General features: G+C 47.8%; 21 protein-coding genes, 1 tRNA gene, 1 rRNA gene and 1 riboswitch. Of the genes, 14 read left to right on the forward strand and 9 right to left on the reverse strand.

Translation table 11 applies throughout. The annotated features are described in order from the left end of the window. The 10 genes from rrf to AK95_RS17070 form a co-directional block, all read left to right on the forward strand. Nucleotides 1-82: ribosomal RNA gene (gene rrf / locus AK95_RS35350) — 5S ribosomal RNA — on the forward strand; the annotation flags it as partial. Between the two features lie 423 nt (nucleotides 83-505). Beyond that, the gene (guaB, locus tag AK95_RS17030) at nucleotides 506-1,963 is read left to right on the forward strand and encodes an IMP dehydrogenase (protein ID WP_071221104.1); all 1,458 of its coding nucleotides are present in this window, start codon (nucleotides 506-508) and stop codon (nucleotides 1,961-1,963) included. Nucleotides 1,964-2,117: 154 nt separating this feature from the next. Continuing rightward, nucleotides 2,118-3,521: a D-alanyl-D-alanine carboxypeptidase family protein gene (locus AK95_RS17035; protein WP_071221105.1), complete on the forward strand. Its 1,404-nt coding sequence runs from the start codon at nucleotides 2,118-2,120 to the stop codon at nucleotides 3,519-3,521. Between the two features lie 163 nt (nucleotides 3,522-3,684). Continuing rightward, nucleotides 3,685-4,566, forward strand: coding sequence for a pyridoxal 5'-phosphate synthase lyase subunit PdxS (pdxS, locus tag AK95_RS17040; protein ID WP_071221106.1), 882 nt, complete (start codon nucleotides 3,685-3,687; stop codon nucleotides 4,564-4,566). A 15-nt stretch (nucleotides 4,567-4,581) separates the two neighbouring features. Further along, nucleotides 4,582-5,169 carry a pyridoxal 5'-phosphate synthase glutaminase subunit PdxT gene (pdxT, locus tag AK95_RS17045; protein ID WP_071221107.1) on the forward strand — a complete coding sequence of 196 codons (588 nt, stop codon included), beginning with the start codon at nucleotides 4,582-4,584 and terminating at the stop codon, nucleotides 5,167-5,169. 189 nt (nucleotides 5,170-5,358) lie between these two features. Then, on the forward strand, nucleotides 5,359-6,642 hold the full coding sequence (gene serS / locus AK95_RS17050; RefSeq protein ID WP_071221108.1) for a serine--tRNA ligase: 1,284 nt from the start codon (nucleotides 5,359-5,361) through the stop codon (nucleotides 6,640-6,642). A gap of 72 nt (nucleotides 6,643-6,714) precedes the next feature. After that, nucleotides 6,715-6,803 (forward strand) — tRNA-Ser (locus AK95_RS17055). A 164-nt stretch (nucleotides 6,804-6,967) separates the two neighbouring features. Then, on the forward strand, nucleotides 6,968-7,309 hold the full coding sequence (locus AK95_RS17060) for a hypothetical protein (RefSeq protein WP_071221109.1): 342 nt from the start codon (nucleotides 6,968-6,970) through the stop codon (nucleotides 7,307-7,309). A gap of 106 nt (nucleotides 7,310-7,415) precedes the next feature. Next, a complete protein-coding gene (locus AK95_RS17065) occupies nucleotides 7,416-7,565 on the forward strand; it encodes a spore protein (protein ID WP_071221110.1) in 150 nt (49 codons plus the stop codon). 305 nt (nucleotides 7,566-7,870) lie between these two features. After that, complete coding sequence (locus tag AK95_RS17070; protein ID WP_071221111.1) at nucleotides 7,871-8,956, forward strand: hypothetical protein; 1,086 nt, start codon at nucleotides 7,871-7,873, stop codon at nucleotides 8,954-8,956. 78 nt (nucleotides 8,957-9,034) lie between these two features. Here the strand turns inward: AK95_RS17070 and tadA are convergent, their stop codons facing one another. Then, nucleotides 9,035-9,529 (reverse strand): tRNA adenosine(34) deaminase TadA, encoded by a 495-nt coding sequence (gene tadA / locus AK95_RS17075; RefSeq protein ID WP_071221112.1) that lies wholly within the window; start codon nucleotides 9,527-9,529, stop codon nucleotides 9,035-9,037. Nucleotides 9,530-9,891: 362 nt separating this feature from the next. Between tadA and AK95_RS17080 the strand changes: the two genes are divergently transcribed. Beyond that, nucleotides 9,892-12,186, forward strand: coding sequence for an ATP-binding protein (locus tag AK95_RS17080; protein WP_071221113.1), 2,295 nt, complete (start codon nucleotides 9,892-9,894; stop codon nucleotides 12,184-12,186). Nucleotides 12,187-12,219: 33 nt separating this feature from the next. Next, on the forward strand, nucleotides 12,220-12,921 hold the full coding sequence (gene rluF / locus AK95_RS17085; protein ID WP_071221114.1) for a 23S rRNA pseudouridine(2604) synthase RluF: 702 nt from the start codon (nucleotides 12,220-12,222) through the stop codon (nucleotides 12,919-12,921). A 111-nt stretch (nucleotides 12,922-13,032) separates the two neighbouring features. Here the strand turns inward: rluF and motB are convergent, their stop codons facing one another. Together motB and motA are read right to left on the reverse strand one after the other, a co-directional pair. Further along, on the reverse strand, nucleotides 13,033-13,839 hold the full coding sequence (gene motB / locus AK95_RS17090) for a flagellar motor protein MotB (RefSeq protein ID WP_071221115.1): 807 nt from the start codon (nucleotides 13,837-13,839) through the stop codon (nucleotides 13,033-13,035). Next, on the reverse strand, nucleotides 13,823-14,623 hold the full coding sequence (gene motA, locus AK95_RS17095) for a flagellar motor stator protein MotA (protein ID WP_071221116.1): 801 nt from the start codon (nucleotides 14,621-14,623) through the stop codon (nucleotides 13,823-13,825). The genes motB and motA overlap by 17 nt, the downstream gene beginning before the upstream one ends. A 191-nt stretch (nucleotides 14,624-14,814) precedes the next feature. Between motA and AK95_RS17100 the strand changes: the two genes are divergently transcribed. Together AK95_RS17100 and AK95_RS17105 are read left to right on the forward strand one after the other, a co-directional pair. Further along, the gene (locus AK95_RS17100) at nucleotides 14,815-15,108 is read left to right on the forward strand and encodes a hypothetical protein (protein WP_071221117.1); all 294 of its coding nucleotides are present in this window, start codon (nucleotides 14,815-14,817) and stop codon (nucleotides 15,106-15,108) included. Nucleotides 15,109-15,216: 108 nt separating this feature from the next. Continuing rightward, nucleotides 15,217-15,531, forward strand: coding sequence for a 4a-hydroxytetrahydrobiopterin dehydratase (locus tag AK95_RS17105; RefSeq protein ID WP_071221118.1), 315 nt, complete (start codon nucleotides 15,217-15,219; stop codon nucleotides 15,529-15,531). A 102-nt stretch (nucleotides 15,532-15,633) separates the two neighbouring features. On the opposite strand, the gene AK95_RS17110 is transcribed toward AK95_RS17105, so the two are convergent. From AK95_RS17110 to AK95_RS17135, 6 genes are all read right to left on the reverse strand, one after another. Then, nucleotides 15,634-15,990, reverse strand: coding sequence for a c-type cytochrome (locus AK95_RS17110; RefSeq protein ID WP_006207476.1), 357 nt, complete (start codon nucleotides 15,988-15,990; stop codon nucleotides 15,634-15,636). A 161-nt stretch (nucleotides 15,991-16,151) separates the two neighbouring features. Then, nucleotides 16,152-16,652 (reverse strand): GNAT family N-acetyltransferase, encoded by a 501-nt coding sequence (locus AK95_RS17115; protein ID WP_071221119.1) that lies wholly within the window; start codon nucleotides 16,650-16,652, stop codon nucleotides 16,152-16,154. Nucleotides 16,653-16,792: 140 nt separating this feature from the next. Then, nucleotides 16,793-17,266 carry a C40 family peptidase gene (locus tag AK95_RS17120; protein ID WP_071221151.1) on the reverse strand — a complete coding sequence of 158 codons (474 nt, stop codon included), beginning with the start codon at nucleotides 17,264-17,266 and terminating at the stop codon, nucleotides 16,793-16,795. A 447-nt stretch (nucleotides 17,267-17,713) separates the two neighbouring features. Beyond that, complete coding sequence (locus AK95_RS17125; protein ID WP_071221120.1) at nucleotides 17,714-18,187, reverse strand: C40 family peptidase; 474 nt, start codon at nucleotides 18,185-18,187, stop codon at nucleotides 17,714-17,716. 3 nt (nucleotides 18,188-18,190) lie between these two features. Next, a riboswitch (cyclic di-AMP (ydaO/yuaA leader) is annotated at nucleotides 18,191-18,330 on the reverse strand. Between the two features lie 347 nt (nucleotides 18,331-18,677). Next, nucleotides 18,678-19,505 carry a hypothetical protein gene (locus AK95_RS17130; RefSeq protein WP_071221121.1) on the reverse strand — a complete coding sequence of 276 codons (828 nt, stop codon included), beginning with the start codon at nucleotides 19,503-19,505 and terminating at the stop codon, nucleotides 18,678-18,680. An 11-nt stretch (nucleotides 19,506-19,516) separates the two neighbouring features. Next, nucleotides 19,517-21,508: a M1 family metallopeptidase gene (locus tag AK95_RS17135; RefSeq protein ID WP_071221122.1), complete on the reverse strand. Its 1,992-nt coding sequence runs from the start codon at nucleotides 21,506-21,508 to the stop codon at nucleotides 19,517-19,519. Between the last annotated feature and the right edge of the window lie 49 nt (nucleotides 21,509-21,557).

Consider the following 21,557-nt stretch of genomic DNA (forward strand, 5'->3'; position numbering starts at 1 on the left):
CATACCGAACACGACCGTTAAGCCTTCCAGCGCCGATGGTACTTGGACCGAAGGGTCCCGGGAGAGTAGGACGTCGCCAAGCGAACAACCATAAAGACCGTTATCGAGTCATCGATAACGGTCTTTTCCTATATTCAATAACATGTGTTTACGAAATCGAGGACTATCCCGTACCGGGTTGGGTGATACTAAACGACAGCGATTCATTGTCCCTAGGATGGTGCCCCAACGGTTGGCATATTGGCAGACAGGGCTTTAACCTGGGTAAGTCTCCATTTAATAGAAGAAACCCGGTCTGTTTGTCCATTCCAAAGAGACAGGATAACGCGCTGGATGGATACTTGCGAACTTCGAGCAAAGGGCGAATTTCAATCCTTGACAGCCTATGGGCCCTTTGCTAAGATGGCAATAATATATTTCTGAAAATACTTGAAAATGCCGTCCGGTCCAGCTCTGACAGTAGTTGTAGTCCGCAGGAAGACGACAAAAAGGAGGAATAACCCAGGTGTGGGAAGATAAGTTTAGCAAGGAAGGCTTCACTTTTGACGATGTATTGTTGGTTCCTAGAAAATCCGAGGTGCTTCCAAAAGAAGTAGATGTTAGCACCAAATTGAGCGAGCATGTAAAATTGAATATCCCGCTCATCAGTGCAGGAATGGACACCGTAACGGAAGCTCCTTTGGCCATTGCCATTGCTAGAGAAGGCGGAATTGGCATTATTCATAAAAATATGACCGTTGAACAACAAGCAGAAGAGGTAGATCGGGTTAAGCGTTCGGAAAGTGGTGTTATTACGAATCCGTTCTCACTCCATGCTGATCATCTTGTATCCGATGCAGAGAAACTCATGAGTAAGTTCCGGATTTCCGGCGTACCGATCGTAGATAAGAACAATAAGCTGATCGGTATTTTGACGAATCGTGACCTTCGTTTTGTTCATGACTACAATACGGTAATTAGTGAAGTAATGACCAGCGAGAATCTGGTGACAGCTCCGGTCGGAACGACTCTTCAAGATGCCGAAATGATTCTGCAGAAGCATAAGATTGAGAAGCTGCCTTTGGTAGACGAAGATAATGTTCTTAAAGGACTTATCACGATTAAAGATATCGAGAAAGCGATTCAGTTCCCTAGAGCTGCCAAGGACGCTCAAGGCCGCCTGCTTGTAGGTGCAGCGATCGGAATTTCCAAAGATACCTTCGAAAGAGCAGAAGCGCTTGTGAAAGCTGGCGTAGACGTCATTACCGTTGACTCTGCCCACGGTCACCACATCAATATCATTGATTCCGTTCGCAAATTGCGCGAAGTATATCCGGATCTGACGATTATCGCTGGTAACGTGGCTACAGGCGAGGGTACAAGAGAACTTATCGAAGCCGGTGCATCCGTCGTTAAAGTCGGAATTGGTCCTGGTTCGATTTGTACGACGCGTGTCATTGCCGGGATTGGCGTACCGCAAATCACAGCGATCTATGATTGTGCAACGGTTGCTAAGGAATACGGAGTGCCGATTATCGCAGATGGCGGTATCAAATACTCCGGTGAAATTACTAAAGCGATCGCAGCCGGAGCAAGTGCAGTTATGCTGGGCAGTATGTTTGCCGGTACGGAGGAGAGTCCGGGCGAAGCAGAGATCTATCAAGGACGCCGTTTCAAGGCTTACCGCGGTATGGGTTCCCTTGCTGCCATGAAACAAGGCAGTAAAGACCGTTACTTCCAAGATGACGACAAGAAACTGGTACCGGAAGGCATCGAGGGCCGTGTTGCTTACAAAGGGCCTTTGGCAGATACCATCCATCAGCTGATCGGTGGATTGCGCTCCGGTATGGGCTATTGCGGTACACAAAACCTGGAGGAACTGCGGAATGACACCCAGTTCATCCGTATCTCTGGTGCAGGACTCCGCGAGAGCCATCCGCATGATATCCAAATTACCAAAGAAGCACCTAACTATTCCTTGTAATTCACTCGAAAGAACAAGGATAAACAATATATATGTCATTTATTTCCTGGACAAGCTGGATGAAATTCATCTAGCTTGTCTTTTTTTGATACCCCCCCTATGATAGAATAGAACAAGTTAATGACTTATTGAGAACTAGAGGGGAGTAATTCCATTGATAGACAAGTCTGTAAAGAAGAATAAGCGACAACGCATTCAAAGAACGCTGGCATCCTTGATGCTGTTTAATATACTGTGTTTCTCTGCTGCGCCTGCGGTTTCGCTTGCGGCGCCTCATATGCTGGCAACAGCAGATACGACGAAAGCGACAGAAGACAAGGCGTCAACGAATAATGCGAAGCCGGATAAAGTGCCATCGATTGATCAACTAAATTTGGATGTAAGCTCTGCCGTACTGATAGAGCCGTCTACAGGACAAGTATTGTTATCTATTAATGCGGATGAAGCATTGCCACCGGCTAGCATGACAAAGATGATGACGGAATACATCGTGGCAGAGAAGGTAAAACAAGGTGAGTTAGCATGGGATGACGTAGTCACGGTAGGGGAAAATGCTGAAAAAACCGTGGGCTCACGGATATTTTTAGCTGAAGGAGACCAACATACAGTGGAAGAGCTCTACATAGCCATGGCTGTCGGCTCGGCGAATGATGCAACGGTAGCATTGGCTGAACATGTCGCTGGTTCCGAAGCAGAGTTTGTTACCATGATGAACGATACGGCGAAGAAGATGGGGCTGAAGACCGCTTTCTTCATTAATTCCACAGGCCTTAGCCGTGCAGATATGCCTGAGAAATACCGTCCTGCAGAAGATAAAGAGACTGTAATGTCGGCAATGGATACTGCATTACTTGCCAAGTATATCGTTGAGGATCATCCTGATTTTTCGAGATTTACGGCCATTCAATCGCATAAATTCCGGCCGCGCGATACGAGTCCGATCATCAACTACAACTGGATGCTGGAGGCCAACAAAAGCATTACGAACTTCAAGGCCTATGCTTACGAAGGTTTGGACGGTTTGAAAACCGGTCATACCAATGCGGCGGGTTATTGCTTTGCCGGTACTGCTGAGCGTGACGGCATGCGTTTGATCAGCGTGGTTATGGGAACGAAATCTGAAGGAGCCCGTTTTAAGGAGACCAAAAAAGTCCTGGATTACGGCTTTGACAACTTTGAAGTGAAGGAAGTGCAAGCTGCCGGGGCAACCGTGCAAGGCTTTGAAACGGTCGAAGTGAAGAAGGGCAAAGGCAAAGAAGCTGCGCTCGTAACCGACAAGGCTCTCACTTTTGTTGTTCCAAAAGGTTCAAGCGGCAAGAATATTACTTTCGAAGCCAAGGTGGACTCGTCCAGCATGACGGCGCCTGTTGCTAAAGATACGAAGGTGGGCACGGTAACCTATACCTATAAAATAGAAGGCATGAAGGAAGCTCAGACCGAAACGGTGAATTTAATCACAGCGGAGGAAGTTGAGAAGGCCGGCTGGTTCAAGCTGTTCCTGCGGGCGATTGGAGACTTTTTTGCCGATTTGTTTGATTCCATCAAAAATCTTTTCTAACAGCCGATAAATTCCGAGTAAATGGGTTGTGTATTTGATTTTGATGCGGTAAAATATCGAGTTAGATTCATTGCAAGTATGCACCTATACGGGTACAGTCCATATCGCCAGGGAATGCTGTAAAGGCGATGAGATACAACATATAATCGGGGGGCTAGGGGACATGGAAACAGGAACATCAACTGTAAAAAGAGGTATGGCGGAAATGCAAAAAGGCGGCGTCATTATGGACGTCATGAATGCGGAACAAGCAAAGATCGCTGAAGCTGCCGGTGCAACGGCAGTTATGGCGCTGGAGCGCGTTCCTTCTGATATTCGCGCTGCTGGGGGCGTAGCACGGATGGCTGACCCAACCATCGTTGAGGAAGTCATGAAAGTTGTATCCATTCCAGTTATGGCCAAAGCTCGCATCGGTCATTATGTCGAGGCGAAAGTGCTTGAATCTCTGGGCGTGGATTATCTCGACGAGAGCGAAGTGCTGACACCGGCGGATGAAGTGTTCCATATCGATAAATGGGATTTCACGGTACCGTTCGTATGCGGCGCAAAGGACCTTGGTGAAGCGCTGCGACGTATTGGTGAGGGTGCATCCATGCTCCGTACGAAAGGCGAGCCGGGAACAGGTAATATCGTGGAAGCCGTTCGGCATATGCGCCTCATCAACAGCCAAATCCGTAAAGTTCGCAACATGTCGAAGGACGAGCTGTATGCCGAAGCGAAGAACCTCGGTGTTTCCTATGACCTCCTGAAGGGCATTCATGAGACAGGCAAGCTCCCTGTCGTTAACTTTGCAGCTGGCGGCGTGGCAACACCTGCAGATGCCGCATTGATGATGCATTTGGGCGCTGACGGCGTCTTTGTTGGATCCGGTATTTTCAAATCGGACAGCCCTGAGAAATTCGCTCGTGCGATCGTTGAAGCGACTACGCATTATGATGATTATAAATTGATTGCTGAAGTATCCAAGAACCTGGGTACTCCGATGAAAGGCATCGAGATATCCAAGCTTAGTCCGGCTGAGCGCATGCAGGATCGCGGCTGGTAAGAGAGAAGGGGTAACATGAAGGTCGGCGTACTGGCACTTCAGGGTGCCGTTGCAGAGCATATTCGAAGCATCACGCTTGCTGGTGCCGAGGGAGTGCCAATCAAGAAGGTCGAGCAGTTGGACGGCATTGACGGCTTGATTATACCTGGCGGTGAGAGCACTACCATCAGCAAGCTGATGCGCAAGTATGATTTTATGGATGCGATACGTCAGTTCTCAGCCCAGGGTAAACCGATATTCGGAACATGCGCCGGACTGATCGTGCTGGCTGAACGAATTCAAGGCGACGAAGAGGCCCATCTGAAGCTGATGGACATCACGGTGGCGCGGAACGCATTTGGACGTCAGCGTGAAAGCTTCGAGACCGATTTGCCTGTAAAAGGAATCGAGGAAACGGTACGCGCAGTCTTTATTCGTGCGCCGCTCATTCTCGAGGTGGGTGCTGGCGTTGAGGTTTTGTCCACCTATAAGGATGAGATCGTTACAGCCAGACAGGGGCATCTGCTTGCAGCTTCCTATCATCCGGAGCTGACGGACGATTACCGACTTCATCAATATTTTGTGGAGATGGTTCGATCCCGATCTGCGGCACCACAGACGTAATAGTTACAGTAGAAGACATCTTGACTCTTTGGCAGTATGTGGGAGTCAAGTTGTCTTTTTCGCTGAAATACAATAAGATGTATCGTATGTAATAATGTACACTGCAGCCTTGTCCCAAGGCTTTTTATCAACATATAGGGCAGCTGCTTCGATATACTTGATGGATGTTTTACTTTAGGAGGGTTTCCCGTGTTAGACGTAAAAATATTGCGCAGCGAGTACAGTCGTGTAGAAGAAGCGCTGAAGAATCGAGGCAAATCGCTCGATCTGATTGCGGATTTTCCTAAGCTTGACGCCCGGCGCCGGGAATTGCTGCAGGAAAGCGAAAGTTTGAAGAATCGCCGCAACACCGTGTCGGCTGAAGTAGCCAAGCTGAAGAAGAATCGTGAGAATGCAGATGATCTGATACTGGAAATGCGACAAGTGTCGGACCAGATTAAAGCGATGGATGAGGAAGTTCGTGAGCTGGAAGCCAGCATATCCGAGCTTACTTTGGCGATTCCGAATATCCCTCATGAGAGTGTGCCGGTAGGCGCCTCGGAGGAGGAGAACGTTGAAATCCGCCGCTGGGCTGAGCCAAAAACTTTCGATTTCGAGCCTAAGGCCCACTGGGAGCTTGCTCAGAATCTGAGTATTTTGGATTTTGAAGCAGGTGCGAAGGTAACGGGTTCGCGGTTTACGTTCTATAAAGGTTTAGGTGCTCGCCTTGAGCGTGCCTTGATCAGTTTCATGATGGATCTGCACAGCGACAAACACGGCTATGAGGAGATGCTGCCTCCATATATCGTCAACCGGGACAGCTTGTACGGAACAGGACAGCTGCCTAAATTCGAAGAGGATTTATTCAAGATTAGCGATACCGACTATTACCTGATTCCAACCGCTGAGGTTCCTGTAACGAACTACCATCGCGAGGAAATCTTAAATAGCGAGGATCTGCCTAAATATTACGTGGCGTACAGCTCCTGTTTCCGTTCGGAAGCCGGTGCGGCAGGGCGCGATACACGGGGACTTATTCGTCAGCATCAGTTCAACAAAGTTGAGATGGTGAAAATTGTACACCCGGAAACATCGTTTGATGAGCTTGAGAAGATGACAGCGGATGCGGAACGCGTGCTTCAGCTGCTGAATCTTCCTTATCGTGTTATGGCTCTCTGTACTGGGGATATGGGCTTTGGATCCATGAAGACATACGATCTGGAAGTTTGGCTTCCGGAGAGCGGTGTATATCGCGAAATCTCCTCATGTTCGAACATCGGGGACTTCCAGGCACGCCGTGCCAACATTCGCTTCCGTCCGGAACCGAAGAGCAAGCCTGAATTTGTCCACACCTTGAATGGTTCCGGGCTTGCGGTAGGACGTACCGTTGCTGCGATTCTGGAGAATTATCAACAGGCTGACGGATCCGTGGTTATTCCTGAAGTACTTCGCCCGTACATGGGGAACGTTAGTATCATCGAACAGAAAAAATGAGTTGATAAAACAGTTTGTCTTGTGGTATAATGGTTTTTGCACGTGATTCATTTGCATGGATCATTACCACACGGAGAGGTACCGAAGCGGTCATAACGGGGCGGTCTTGAAAACCGTTAGGGGGCAACTCCACATGGGTTCGAATCCCATCCTCTCCGCCATACATACCAAACGCAAACCGTTTCCTTAGGGAAACGGTTTTTTTGCTCTTTTTTTTATTAGGAATCATTGCGTGGTCTTCCAATCAGTTGGATTCTGCTTTATGGAGGGGGCTGTATAAAACATCACCTGTTATCGCAATTTATAGAGAAGGGGAGGTGTGAACATGAACTCAGAACTGAATGTGGATCAGTCGACGCTGGTCAATGCCTGGCAGGAAAGGCTGCCCACCATATTAAAGCCGGGAGATCGCGCAGAAGTGGCTTCAGACGAAGGGGATCCGAACGCCATCCGCATTCACATTGATGCAGCAGGTCGCCAGGAGTATTCATTTGATTTTCAATGCACGTATGTGGATTCACGGGAAGTAAAAGTCGATTTGGTCGATGTAGAGCGTGATGGCGCAACGACGGATGAGCGTAATGAGAACATTCAGGGCATGGTCGGCGACTATACGCGCCATATTCATGAGTGTGCCCAAACGCTGCAACAAATCACGCATCACTAGTTCCATAAATGATGGAGACAGTTTCCATACTGTCCATCATGGTATGGACATCAAAGGCAGGATAGCGTAAGACATCGTTGTGATCCATGAAATGGAGGGCTATCAGATGAGCAAACCAAAAGCGATTCCGGTACCGGAAGCACAGGAGCAGCCGAAGCAGCGCAAGGACCATGACCGTGGCGGCCAGGAGCCGCTGTCAGGCTCGCATAGAGCGAAGATCCGTAATCAGGATGGACATTTCAATCCGGAGGGCTAGAAGCCTGTAGGAATGAATGCTGAGAGCTAGAAAGCAAGAATCGAGGGAACTTTCTGTCATTCGACAGGAAGTTCTTTTTTTCGTTCTGAAACCTTTTGCGTCCAACTTCCGTATTAGTGTTCAAGTGTAATATTTTGGGGCCCCACCTTATTCGCATGTTAAGAAGTTTGAAATTAAGATGGATGGAAAAAGAAAGGAAATAAAATTTCAGTAAATATTCCAGAAAGTGTTTCTCATTTTGGTTAAATGGTTTATGATTAGAAGGTCTGTTATTTTTTTGACTGTTAGAGGGGAGAGAAATTTTAATGAACAAGAAGTTTGCAGCTATCATGCTGACACTGCTGCTCACAGTGACAGTTGTACTTTCTGGCTGCGCCAAAAAAGAAGAGCCTAAGGCAGCGATGACGAATGCTGCTACGAACGCGATGAAGATGACATCCTACGAAATGAAGAGTAAATTTGTCATTGAAGACCTTCAAGTTAACATACCTGCAGTTGAAGGCGATCCAAGTGTAACACAGGCGATGACGATGTTGAAGAATGCTGAGGTTACGCTTGATGGTATCTACCAAGCTGATCCAATGCAAACCGAGATGAACATGGGTATCAATCTGAAGGGTGACATGGCGATGTCCTTCAATATTGATATGGTGATGACGAAAGAGAAAATCTACGTTAAAGTTCCAAGCATTCCAATGCTGCCATTCCCAGAGGACGTTGTTGGCAAGTTCCTCATGATGGACATGAAAGAGCTTGCTGAGCAATCCGGTGAAACGTTTAGCCCAGAAAGCCTGGATACCGAGAAGTCCCAGAAATTCGTTAACGAAATTCTTGAAGCCTTGCTGAGCGAGTATGACCAAGCGAAATACTTCAAAGAGATCAATGTTAAAGATGCTGGCCTTCCAGAAGGCGTAGACGCTAAACAAGTGGTTCAATTCTTTGTAACCAATGATAACCTGAATGAAGCACTGGATATTATGGTTAACAAGGTTGCACCTAAGGTTGTTGACATTGCAGCTAAAGACGAGTACCGCGAATTGCTGGGTCTGACCCAAGAAGATATTGACGCTGCTAAAGCTGAAGTATCTAACGTTAACCAAGACGAATTCAAAGCGGGCTTGGAGGAGATGCAGAAGTATCTGAAGATCAACACATTCAACATCAACACGGCTATCGATAAAAAGGATTTCCCTGCGTACCAGGATGTTGTGTTGAACGTTGATTTCAACGATCCAGAAACCAATGAGAACGTGAAGTTGGCTGTGAAGGGTAGCACCCAATACAACAACATCAACGCTAAACAAGAATTCAAAATCGGTATTCCAAAAGATGCTGATGTCATCACGATGGAGCAATTTGAGGAATCCATGAGCCAAATGGGCACTTATTAATATTATTCATCACAGACAACAAAACCCGGCCTTCATGGCCGGGTTTTTACGTTGTTATACTTATACTCTACATAAGGATCATAGTTTCCCGCGTAAACGTCGGAAGAACTGAGTGAGCAGTGATGCGCATTCTTCCTGCAGCACGCCCTTAACCACGTTAGTCCGGTGATTAAAACGCGGCTCTTGAAGCAAATTCATCAGTGTGCCGGCACAACCGGCTTTGGGATCACCAGTGCCATAGATCAGCTGTGGGACCCGGGATTGGACGATAGCTCCTGCACACATGGGACAGGGCTCCAGCGTCACGTATAATCGGCAGTCCAGCAGCCGCCATGCTCCAAGATGCTGGCTTGCCTCCCGAATAGCTACCATCTCGGCATGGGCTGTACCATCATAAGTCGTTTCACGCAAATTGTATCCACGGCCAATAATCTCATCGCCCCGAACGATGACAGCACCAATCGGAACTTCACCGAGCTCTTCGGCTTTCCGTGCTTCCGCAATGGCTTCTCTCATCCAGTGTTCATGATTATCGTTATCCACAGCCAGTGGGTCTATTGAATTTGATATCAAACTAAAGTCTCCTTTCACAGCACGTTAAAACCCTGTATTTATACCCAATGTTCAACGAACATTTATTCGTTTGTTAACATGTTGTGGACAGAATTGTGGATAAGTAAAATATTATACACAAAGTTATGCACACTATCCCCAGATAAGTTGTGTATTTGTGCGCAATCTGTGGATACGTTGTTTATTTTACCGGGATTGACCTCTTATATTGTAAGGATTCCTTATTTCAATAGCAATGCGATTGTGGAAAAAACCATATAGCCATAACGCCGCTTGTCTTTTCAAACGTTCGTGATCAAGGTATCATGAGGGTATTAGATTCGCAAGTCGTCTATGTGACAGCAGAAAGGTGAAGATGCCACTTGTCGATTAAGACGAAGTTATCGATGATCATGTCCATATCGGTATTATTTATACTTCTGCTCAACATTACGCTGAACTATTACACGACCCAGGAAAATTTGCAGCAGGATAGTGAAACTAAGATGGTGATGGCCGCTACTCAGATCGCCATTACGGTCCAGCAAACCGGCTTTAGTTCTGCATATGTGGATAACATATTCGGTGATATGCTGAAGGTGGCCGCGGTCAACGCGGCAAAAGCTTTGGATCCGGATATTAACAATATAACCAATCAGCAATTGGTGGAATTGAGTAAGGAGATTGGCGTCACTCACATTTCATTAATGGTTCGGACGAAAGATGATATCGTTGTTGCCCGATCCTCCTCGCAAGATGAAATCGGCCTTTCAACAAAGAACTGGGGGTATTGGCATACGGCTTTTCTGGAATTGTTCCAGTATGGTAAAGTCATCTCAGTTACTGAGGGCCAGCGCGCCGATCATTTTTGGTCGGGACCGTTTGAGTTCTCTACTTCCAATCCGGAATTCATTGATAAATGGGGATACTATTACGATAGCAAGCGCAATTATATTATTGATCCCTACATAAGGAATTCCAATATCAAGGACTTTGTGAAGATTACAAGTCCGGACACCGTTGTGAAAGAGACCTTGAAGTCGAATCCGCGGATATTGGAAGTAACAGGCATCAACCCTGAAACGTTTGGCAATGAATATATGAGGGAAGATGGAACGGATGACGTTCACCACAAGCTTCGCAATCGACCGATTACATTCGGCACCTATGACTATGGGAGCCTGGACCAAGATGCAGAAGCTGTGCAGAAAGCTGTTTCTACCAGCGATAATGTGGTATTTGTCAGCACCATCAATAATAAGAAGGTGCTGAAAAGCTTCATCCCTATCGTATCCGAAAATAAGCCGACCAGTGTCATTAGTGTCGTTATGGACTATGAGGCCATCTCCTCTGTGATGAGGGAGCAAATGATCAGTCTTGTAGCGATCTCATTGGTTTTATTGGAAATTGTGATATTCGGCAGTTATATTGTTGCAGGGTATTTTACCAAGCCGATTCAGGCTATCCTTGGAACTGTAAATGATGTGTCGGATGGTCACTTTGATCGAAGGCTGGAGGTAAGCAGCCGGGACGAGCTGGGTCAGCTTGCAGGTCGAATCAATGCGATGACACGTAATCTGGGCAACTATACGAGCCAGTTGAAGCAAATGGTCGATGAGAATCAGTCCGTTAAGGAATATCTGGAGTCTGTCATTAATCAGACAGCCGACGCCATTCATACAACCGATACCTATGAACGGGTTATTAGTGTAAACAAAGCGTTTGAGCAATTGTATGGTTGGAAGGCGCACGAAGTGGTTGGACGGAAGCCTGCACTTGTTCCTCCGGCTAAAGAGGAAGAAGAAAAGGAACGCATCCGCCGCCTGCGGGCCGGAGAACGGCTTCCTCCAGTGGAGACCGTCCGCCTTCACAAAGATGGAAGCGCTATTGAGGTCAGCATCAGCACCTCGCTGGTGCGCGATGAGAACGGTGAGGTTACCTCCATGATTAGCGTGTCTCGGGATGTGACGGAACGCAATCGCATCGAGGAGCTGCTGCGACGTTCGGAGAAGCTCAATACTGTTGGCCAGCTGGCTGCCGGCGTTGCCCATGAGATCCGGAATCCGCTGACGACCCTCCGTGGATTTCTGCAGCTTCAGCAGCAGACCCACAAGGTCAATCCGGACCATATTGATCTGATGCTGTCGGAGCTGGATCGAATTAATCTGATTGTCAGTGAATTTCTGATATTAGCGAAGCCGCAGGCGATTCATTTCCAAGAGAGGGATGTACGAATCATTTTGAGAGATGTCATTTCTTTCCTCGACAGCCAAGCCCATTTGTACAGCATCGAGTTCAAATTGAAGTTTACTGAAGCACTAACCTACGTACACTGTGAGGAGAACCAGCTCAAGCAGGTGTTCATCAATCTGCTCAAGAATGCGATTGAAGCGATGCCGGATGGCGGCAGGATCTGGATTCAGCTTTCAAGGCCGAAGGGTGAATGGGTCCAAATCGACATTCGGGATGAAGGGCAAGGCATTCCGGAGGATCTGATGCCGCATCTTGGCGAACCGTTTATTACGAATAAGGAAACGGGCACAGGGCTGGGATTGATGGTAAGCCAGCGTATTATTCAGGGTCACCGGGGTATGATGGAAATCGAGAGTGAAGTGGGAGCAGGAACGAAGGTGAGTATAGTTCTGCCTGCGGTTCAGCGGAATGCGATTGAGGGATAAGCAAGAAGTAGTTACAGATAAGGGGATGGCATCTTGAGAATCAATAAATTTATCAGTGAAACGGGATATTGCTCACGGCGTGAAGCGGACAAACTGGTGGAGAGCGGGAAGGTTACCATTAATGGCGTGGTTGCAGTCCTTGGAAGCCAGGCAGAAGAAGGAGATGATGTCCGGATTCAGGGAAAGCCGCTTCAAGATAAGAAGAAGCATGTGTATATTGCTCTTAATAAGCCGGTCGGGATTACAAGCACCACCGAACCGCATATTAAGGGCAATATTGTAGACTTCGTAGGCCATAAGGAGCGTATTTTTCCTATCGGACGATTAGATAAGGACTCCGAGGGACTGATTCTGCTGACGAATGATGGGGATATCGTCAATAAGATCCTTCGCTCCGAGGGGAAACATGAGAAAGAATACATTGTGACGGTGGATCGCCCGGTAACGGAATCCTTCCTTAGCGGGATGTCCAGCGGCGTCAAGATTTTAGGTGAGATGACGCTGCCCTGTGAGGTCACTCGAATGTCTGAGCGAGTGTTCCGAATCATTCTGACAGAGGGGAAAAATCGTCAAATCCGCAGAATGTGCAGCGCTTTTGGTTATGAGGTCCGAAAATTACAGCGAATCCGGATTATGAATATCCGTCTCGGCAGTCAACGCATTGGCGCTTGGCGTGATCTTAACGAGAAGGAAAAGGAAGAGCTTGGTCGGCTGCTGAACTATAGGCTCGAGTAGCAGGCTGAAATACATCTATAACCCTACACAAAAACAACCGATGGATCTGGAGACCAGATGCATCGGTTGTTTATTGTGTGTTATAGTCTGTAGGGACCGTTCCCTTTTGAGTTATTCATTCACGCTGGTAAAGGTCGCACTATCCTGGTATTTACGTATAATGGAAACCTCGACTCTGCGGTTCTTCGCTCGTCCAGCAGCGGTGTTGTTATCGGCAATCGGATGGTATTCACCATAACCGATCGGCATGAACCGTTTAGGATCCAACTCCGAGTTGGTGAGCAGAATCTTCATGAACTGCAAGGCACGATCCGAGCTTAAATCCCAATTCGACGGATATCGGCTGTTAGAGATTGGCACATTGTCCGTATGTCCGGATACAATAATTTCATAGTCCGGGAACTTATGAAGCATTTGTGAGATTGCCTTGGCCAATTTGCGGGCCTCCGGTTTCACAACAGCTTCGCCGGAAGGGAACAAGGCGTTATCCCGTATCGTAATGACAAGCTGGGAGTGGTTCAACTTGGTGCTGAGCTCCGAGGTTAAACCGTTATTTTTAATATAATTATCGAGCTGCTTCTTTAGCTTCTCCAGATCCTGTTGTTCCTGACGCATCAGCTCTGCACGTCTTTGGTCAGGTGTTGTTGCGGGAACGGAAGGGGATGTCGCTTTATGATCTTTAATATTGGGCGGATCATCACTGGATTCCGTTTTGCTGTAATCCAGCACGCCGGTCCCGCCAGTGAGAGCAACGCTGAAGGCTTCGCTCATTTCTTGAAATTTGCGTGCGTCTGTCGCGCTCATGGCGTATAGCACCAGGAACAGGGCCAGAAGCAAGGTCAGTAGGTCTGCGTAAGGAAGAAGCCAGGATTCGTCGGCATGCTCCTCATGCGGCTCGTGCCTAGTCTTTTTGCTCACTAGCACCAGCCTCCCTCTCGCTGAGCTCAGCCCGTTCGGACGGTGTCAGGAACACGGAGAGCTTTTGATTGATTGCAATGGTGGATACACCGGATTGAATAGACAGCAGGCCTTCTACCATCATCAGGCGGATTTCAACCTCGCGTTTGGATAGACGCTTGAGTTTATTCGCAATCGGGTGACAGATAACATAACCGGTGAAGATACCGAGCAGGGTAGCAATAAACGCAGCCCCGATAGCATGAGCGAGTTCGCCCATATCTTCCATGTGGGACAGTGCAGCGATCAAACCGATAACGGCTCCGAGTACCCCGAGGGAAGGTGCATACATGCCGGCCTGCGAGAAGATCAATGAACCGGAACGATGGCGCTCCTCGGTGGCATTAATATCTTCCATTAAAACGTCACGTACGAATTCCTGATCGTTGCCGTCGATGATCATGCGCATCCCATTACGCAGGAAGCTGTCATCGATTTCATCAACTTTGGTTTCCAGAGCCAGAAGTCCTTCACGGCGTGTGATCGAAGCCCATTCCATAAACAGCTTGATCATGTCCGTCTTGTCCATCAAATTCTGTTTCATGAAGGTCATTTTGACCAGCTTCGGAACCTTTTTCAGCTCGGATAGCGGAAATCCGATGAATAAAGTTGCTGCCGTACCGCCAAGAATGATTAGATAGGCTGCCGGGTTATACAAAGCGAGAAGGGAGGCACCTTTAAGAATCATGCCCACCAGTACCGCGACGATACCGAGGATTAAGCCTATAATTGTTGAAATTTCCATACCACACCTCATCCGTGAGAAATAAAATAACGAATCCATTCGTCAGAACGGCTCTCATGGAGAACCGGGCCCCTTATGTGGGGCGTTATCCTATTTATCGTCAGGTCGGGCTTTTTTTTTTAGTTGTAATTTCCGGTATAATGGAAGGAAGGGAAATGAAGCTAAGTACGGCAAGGAAAGGAGTGATTAAGATGGGCGTTAAACACGGAAGGGATTATGGCGAAATTCTGGCAGAACTGACCGAGGCGGTTGGGCGAATTTCTGACAGCTATGTCTTCTTTGAAATGGAAGCTGAGGATTGGGGCAATTTGGGCGAAGCCGAGCAAAATGAGGTTCATGAGGCGCTGGCAGAGGATTTGTTCTATGCGCTGGGCACAGAGCCGGTGATTAATGTTGGCAGCGGCGTGGTCATGCATGATCAGACGAACCATCGAATACATATTTTGATTGGTGAAGAAGAGTTGGCTTTTGTGGCCCTTGTGTAATCACTCCAGTTATCAACAGATACAGGGCAGAATAGAATAGATGACAGATAGCCCATATTACGGTTAGTCGGCTTTAAGATAGGTTTTTTTCGGGGAGGAAGATAAAAGATGCTTTATACGCAGCAAGAAGTAGAGGCTCATCTGGAAAAGCTTGAGGGTTGGGAATTTGAACAAGGGAGATGGATTGTACGAAAGTATACCTTCTCCTCCTTCATGAAGGGAATCGCTTTTGTTGATGAAGTGGCAGCTATTTCGGAAGCTTTCGGACATCACCCCTACATCACCATAGATTATAAAGTCGTTACACTTCGTCTCACTTCTTGGGACGACGGTGGCATTACGGCTGTGGATATTAAGGAAGCGCAGCAGTTTAACGAAGCCTATGAGAAGAGTCGTTCGAAGGATGGCAAGGCGGGACAATAGAAGGGGAGACCATTAGTCCCTTTAGAGGTCCCGAATATGTAAAAAAACACGCTTGCACCGGGAACAACTCCAGGTGCAAGCGTGTTTTGCGTATAAGCTGATTTATTTTTTCTCAGCAAGGTACAGCGCGATGTTTGCGATTTCTTCAGGTTTAAGTTGGTCTTTAAAGGAAGGCATTCCCTTACGACCTTTGGTTACAACGTTGAAGATCGCGTCCGCATCCATGTGTCCGCCTACTTGATTCAAAGCCGGTCCAGCGCCGCCTTGAAGTTGGTCGCCGTGACAGCTAATGCAGCTTGCTTTCAGTGTGGCTTCCGCTGCGGCTGCATCGAGAGTCACTTCCGGCATGGTCGGCTTCTCTTCCTGAGCTACCTGTTCCTTACCTGGGAGCGTAAACATCAGCGCGATAGCCAACGCACATGCGACGAAGAACAATCCGCTCATGATCCATTTTTGCATCGTCATATCGTCCCTTCTATGTATACTGCACTTTTGCACTTGTCTCCATTATAAACCAACATCCATAGACAGCATAGCCAGTTGTGACAAAAAAAGCAACTATACGGCGCAGCTTCATAAAAAGTACACAAAATTGTGCTTTTTCATATAGACAAAGATTACTATTCCTCATTTGTCGGGTGCTCATACACCATACAGTGGAAAAGGGCGTTGCCCGTTGGCGTAAGCCGCTCATACGTATCGGTGATGTGAAAGCCTGCCCTTTGATAAGCGCGGATTGCTCGCTCATTCCAGGTCATTACCTCAAGGTCAATTTCGTCGGCAGGCCGCCTCCGTCTGGCTTCCCGGACAATCGTCTGCATAAATCGTTTACCCATTCCACGCCCGCACCAATCAGGACGCATGCCAAGTCCGATTCGTGTAACCTCATGCATCGGAAACAGCTGGGCAAATCCCCAGAGGGCCTCCCGCTCATCCAGAACCGAGATGTACTGTCTCTGGCGAATGTCCGGATCGCCAAACTCCACCTCAAGCCCTTTCATCTGCTCCCAGGGAAGAAAGCCATAGATATTATAGGGAGGAGGGTAGGCCCAAGCGCATATTTCTTCGGCGTGCTCTTCACGCATGACTACGGTGTGAAATGTAATCGGTGTGGCATCCATTTGCGAAGTCCTCCTATCGTCTGCATAAAATAATAATCATATTACGAACATCCAAGTCGCATCAAAAAAGCCCGCAAAAGAGAGGTAAGGGCTCCTTTAACGGGCAAGCAGTATGTATAGGGAAGATTAGCCTCTACAGCTTAGGATGATTCACCGACCGACTCTTCATACTTATCATCGCTCATGATACGCTTTGCACCGACGTATCGCTGATCGTAGTAATCCTCTGCCAGGCGGTTGATAACCACGCCGCGGTTGGAGGAAGCATGGGCGAATTTGCCATCGCCGACATAAATGCCGACGTGGGAGATGCCCTGGCCCGATGTGTTAAAGAACACCAAATCGCCAGCGCGCAGCTCCTTACGGGACACGCTTGTCCCCATGTCGAATTGAGAGCCGGATTGATGCGGGAGCTTTAGACCGAGTTTAGCGTAAACGTACATGGTGAAGCCGGAACAGTCAAATCCGCTCGTGGTTGTACCACCGTAGCTGTATCTTGTACCTAGAACCTTATCGATTTCCTGATCCAGCGCACCATCAGCAAACACGCTGCCAACGCCCAAAGTGAACAACAGCGTGATACTTAGGGCTGCTGTCGATAATGTTTTCTTCAGCATGGAAAGCTCCTTTTCGTTGCCGGGAGGCATAGCAATCTATATATTAAAGCACTTACATTAATGACAAAGTTGTTACTGCGTCCATTCTATCAGACAGCAAGCGAGATTGGCAATTATTTCTTGATGGATTTCGCTATTTTTCAATAGCATTAACTGTCGAAGCACCAAGGAAAATCAATATTTTTCCAAAATGGGTGTTTAATGATGAGAGAGAAGGGTAAATAAAGGATAGATGATGTGAAGACATGGCGAAGTGAAGTGGAACTGAAGTGAACTTGTATAATAAATTTCATTTTTTTTCGAAAAAGCGGGAACTTTTTTGCTGTGCTGAACGTTATAAAGGTATACACACAATCAACAAAAGAAAAAAGCCGCTGGATGAGATCGGCACAATCTCATAAACCCAGGGCTTTCTTGTAAGAGTAAATCAATTAAGTTCCAACATTAATTGTAGTTCACAGCTACAGATTTGTACGTATTCTGACTCATAATTCTCTTAGCGCCTACATATCGGTTGGCGTAATAGCTCTGGCTCAGCGGACTGATAATGACACCGCGCGAAGATGAAGAATGAGCGAATTTGCCGCTCCCGACATAAATACCCACATGAGATACACCTCTACCGGATGTGTTGAAGAACACGAGATCGCCAGCTTTCAGTTTGCTCTTGGATACGGCCGTACCTACTTTGTATTGAGCTGCAGACGTACGGGGCAGGCTAAGACCAAGCTTCTTGTAAACATAGCTGGTGAATCCGGAGCAGTCAAATCCATTCGTTGTAGTTCCACCTGTTTTGTAAGAAACACCAATGGCTGGTTTGATTGCAGTATTTAATTTGGAATCGGCGAAAGCGCTTCCGGTCCCTAATGTGAGTGCGAGTGCGAGGCCTAGAGAAACAGCCGTTAACTTCTTTTTCAAAACAAAAGCTCCTTCCATTGCCTGCGAGGTTAGCTTAAGGGTTCGGTTGAAGGTCCCCTATGATCCCTCTCTTGCGAGATCAATTCACCCAAAACGGATCCCCCGCTTCCCATATCGTTATGGGAATTCGGCTCCTTAAAATGTTGATGAACCCATTCATTGACGTTTGACGTTCCAACATAGTTAGCGAATTACAACGTTCCTACATAAAAGTTACAGTAAAGATGACAAAGTTGTTACTAACATATTCGTTATTTTAGCAGAGTATTAACAATTTGGCAAACGAGGAAACATTATTTTTAAACAAAAAAACCTGTCCCCATCTTAAGGGAACAGGTTTTTTTGTAATATGGCGTTCAGAAATTTGTAATATTAAGGATAAATGAACTCTTATTCTCTGTAAAATCTAGCGCGGGATAGAAACGTGTCGCTTCTGATTACAGCTTATTCGCGAGCGTGTTTCATTATTTTAGGTGCCAAATTGTAACCATTAAGGATGCAGTGAGGAGGAATCTCTCCACAAATGATATTGAGCGGACATTGCCCAAATTTGGAAAAGTCCATTCAGGAAATAAGAGGCCTGCTGAATAATTAAGCCGATCAACCCGGCCCAGAAGAGCGAGGCCGAGCTCAGGAGCAGCAGAATGACACAGGCGGATCCGCCGATGGTGATGGATAACAGCATTGCTGTGCCCAAGCGGCGGAAGAGCGCATGGATAGAGCTGATCATGCTGGAATCGCCGGTACGGCCAAATTGCATATAGAGCAATAACAGGCGGATCAGATAGGCGTACAAGAACCAGCCAGCTGCATAGGGCAGTGCATGAAGCAGCAGTACAGGCTCCTGAATTCCATTCAGCAGAATCGGGAGGATTTTGGGCAGAATCCAGTAACCGGGCGCGAAGGTGAGAATAAGCTCAACCAGATAGAATAGCGTTACGGGTTTCCACAGTTTCCGCATGCCAGTGAAGAAGAATAAACCGCGCTCGCCCTTGGCTTCCTGGTGAAGGTTGTAGAAGATGCCGGCCCGAATGAGCGGGGTGAGGACCATCCGGATCAGAAGCAAACCGGCCAGAAGCCATCCGTAGGTGTGTACTGTGCTGCTCAAGGACAGGCTCATCTCGCCCTCGTAGAAGAATAAAAGACGGCTGAGCTCGTTAGGAGCGGCATCCGGATATCGCATCAGAAGGGGGACGACTGCCGATTTTACGAGTCGGTACAGGCAATATCCCCACAGCAAACGGTATAAGAAGAGCAGAATCGAGACGTATAGCTGGTCTTTAACACTGATCCATCCTTGGCCTGCGTAACTTTTCATGTGCTCCCCCCTCACCATGACAGGCTGCCGAACAGCGTCTCCACAAGCTTGGTAATACTGAGATTCCAGCGTGTAACCACCGTCGGATCCATTCCTGCCTTCATATAGTTATTAATGTGTTTATTCTCCAGGACGATGGAGTACTTCGGATCAACCATGGCCCAGGCGAGCGGAGAGCTGTATTCCAGGGTGTAAGCAACTTTGCCGTCTTTGCCGCTCCAGGTTCGTTCCACCGTTTTGCCGTCCTCAAAGGCGAACACGATCGGCACATCGGTGATATCCCCGTCCTTGCTCGTAATCTGGACCGTGGACTCATACCGAGGATTTTCAGCCGTGCCTTTATTTTTGGTTTTGATCACGTCGATGGCGACATCCGCCATCTGGCTTCCATATACATATTGGTCAAAATACGACTGCCAGGACGTTTGGCTTACTTGCTCGACGACTTTCTGAAAGTCAGATGTGGTTGGATGCTTGAAGCGGTATTTCTGGGCATAGGTATGCATAATCTTGCCCATCATCTGTGGACCGACCTGCCGTTCGATGCCTTGCAGCACCAACTTGCCCCTCGTATAAACATTCAGTGCGTAGTTTTCGTGAGAGCTGTATTTCCAGGATTCCATCTTCAGCGGTGCAGGGGAAGTAATGGATGCTCCCTGAGCCGCCGTATTGGAGGTAATCCCGTATTCTTTTTCCATCACTCGTTCTTCTGCATAGGTCGCAAAGGCCTCGTCCAGCCACGCTTCCTCAAATTCGTTACTTGCAATCATTCCGTAAAAATATTGATGGGCGATCTCATGAATAACGGTCCGCTCCAGTTCATATCCCGGCGAATCGTTCTTGGCACCGAAGGCTGTGACCAGCGTCGGGTATTCCATGCCGCCTGCACCGTTGCCCGATTCAGGCGGTACGACGATGGACAACGTGGAATACGGATAGGTTCCGTACCATTTTCCAAACGAAGCGAGTGCCGACTTGGCGGCATCAAAGTAACGCTCCTTTAAGTCTTTATGGGCTGGATCGAGATACAGCTTGATGCGGACGCCAGGTACGCCAGGTGCGGAGAATGCTTCTTCTGCCGTGACAAAGTTTGGCGATGCCGACCAGGCAAAATCATGCACGTCATCCGCGTAAAACTGATAAATTTTTTCCCCGTTTGATTTTTGGGCAGGCTTGGTAGGGAATCCGGTCGCGGCGACAATGTAATTTTCGGGCACTCGAATGCGAACGCTGTAAATGCCGAAGTTGGAATAGAATTCGGAGTTGCCGTGGTATTGATGAAGATTCCAGCCTTCCTCTGCTCTTCCGCGAAGACCGGTCGGTTCATAGACCGAAATTTTCGGAAACCATTGGCCAGCCATAATAAAATTCTCGGTGGTTCCCATGCGGGCAAATATTTTGGGAAGCTCCACCTCGAACTCCAAATGAATGGTAACACTCTCCCCGCTCTTGATGGGTTTAGGCAACCTTAGCTTGGCAAGGCTGTGATCCTTGATGTTGCCGTCATCGGGTTGAACAAATTGAAGGCGATGGGTCAGGGCCAGTCCTTCGGTTGTTTTCACGCTGGTAATGGTCATGGAGCCGTATCCGTCATCTGGCATGGGATCGGAACGAAGCCTGCCGCCCGATTCCTTCATAAAAGTCGTATCATTGGAAGCAAAAGCATTGGGATACAGATGAAAGTACAGCTCGTTTACGCTTTTTTTGCCTGGATGAGTCCAAGTGAGTGTCTGTTTGCCCTTAAGCTTGTTCTCCTCAGGCTCGTACCGAACATCCATATGATATTCCACCAGCCGGTCGCTTAAGGCCGGAGCGGGAATATTAGGCTGCACCTTAGGCGGTGAGAGCGGGGCCTTCTCCACGGCAGAGGCGGAGGGCTTGCCCGCATTTGGGGCAAGAGCAGACGCTGAGGACCCTGGATTCAGAAATATCGGCATCGATCCTGCAAGCAAACCTAGGGCAAGCAGGGATGATAGAAAGACTTTGGCACGTGGTGGGACCATATCGAACAACCTCCCGTTGACAAGCATCTAGTGCATGTATATGTTTGCT

It is taken from the genome of Paenibacillus sp. LC231 (genome assembly GCF_001860525.1).
Lineage (GTDB): Bacteria > Bacillota > Bacilli > Paenibacillales > Paenibacillaceae > Paenibacillus_AQ.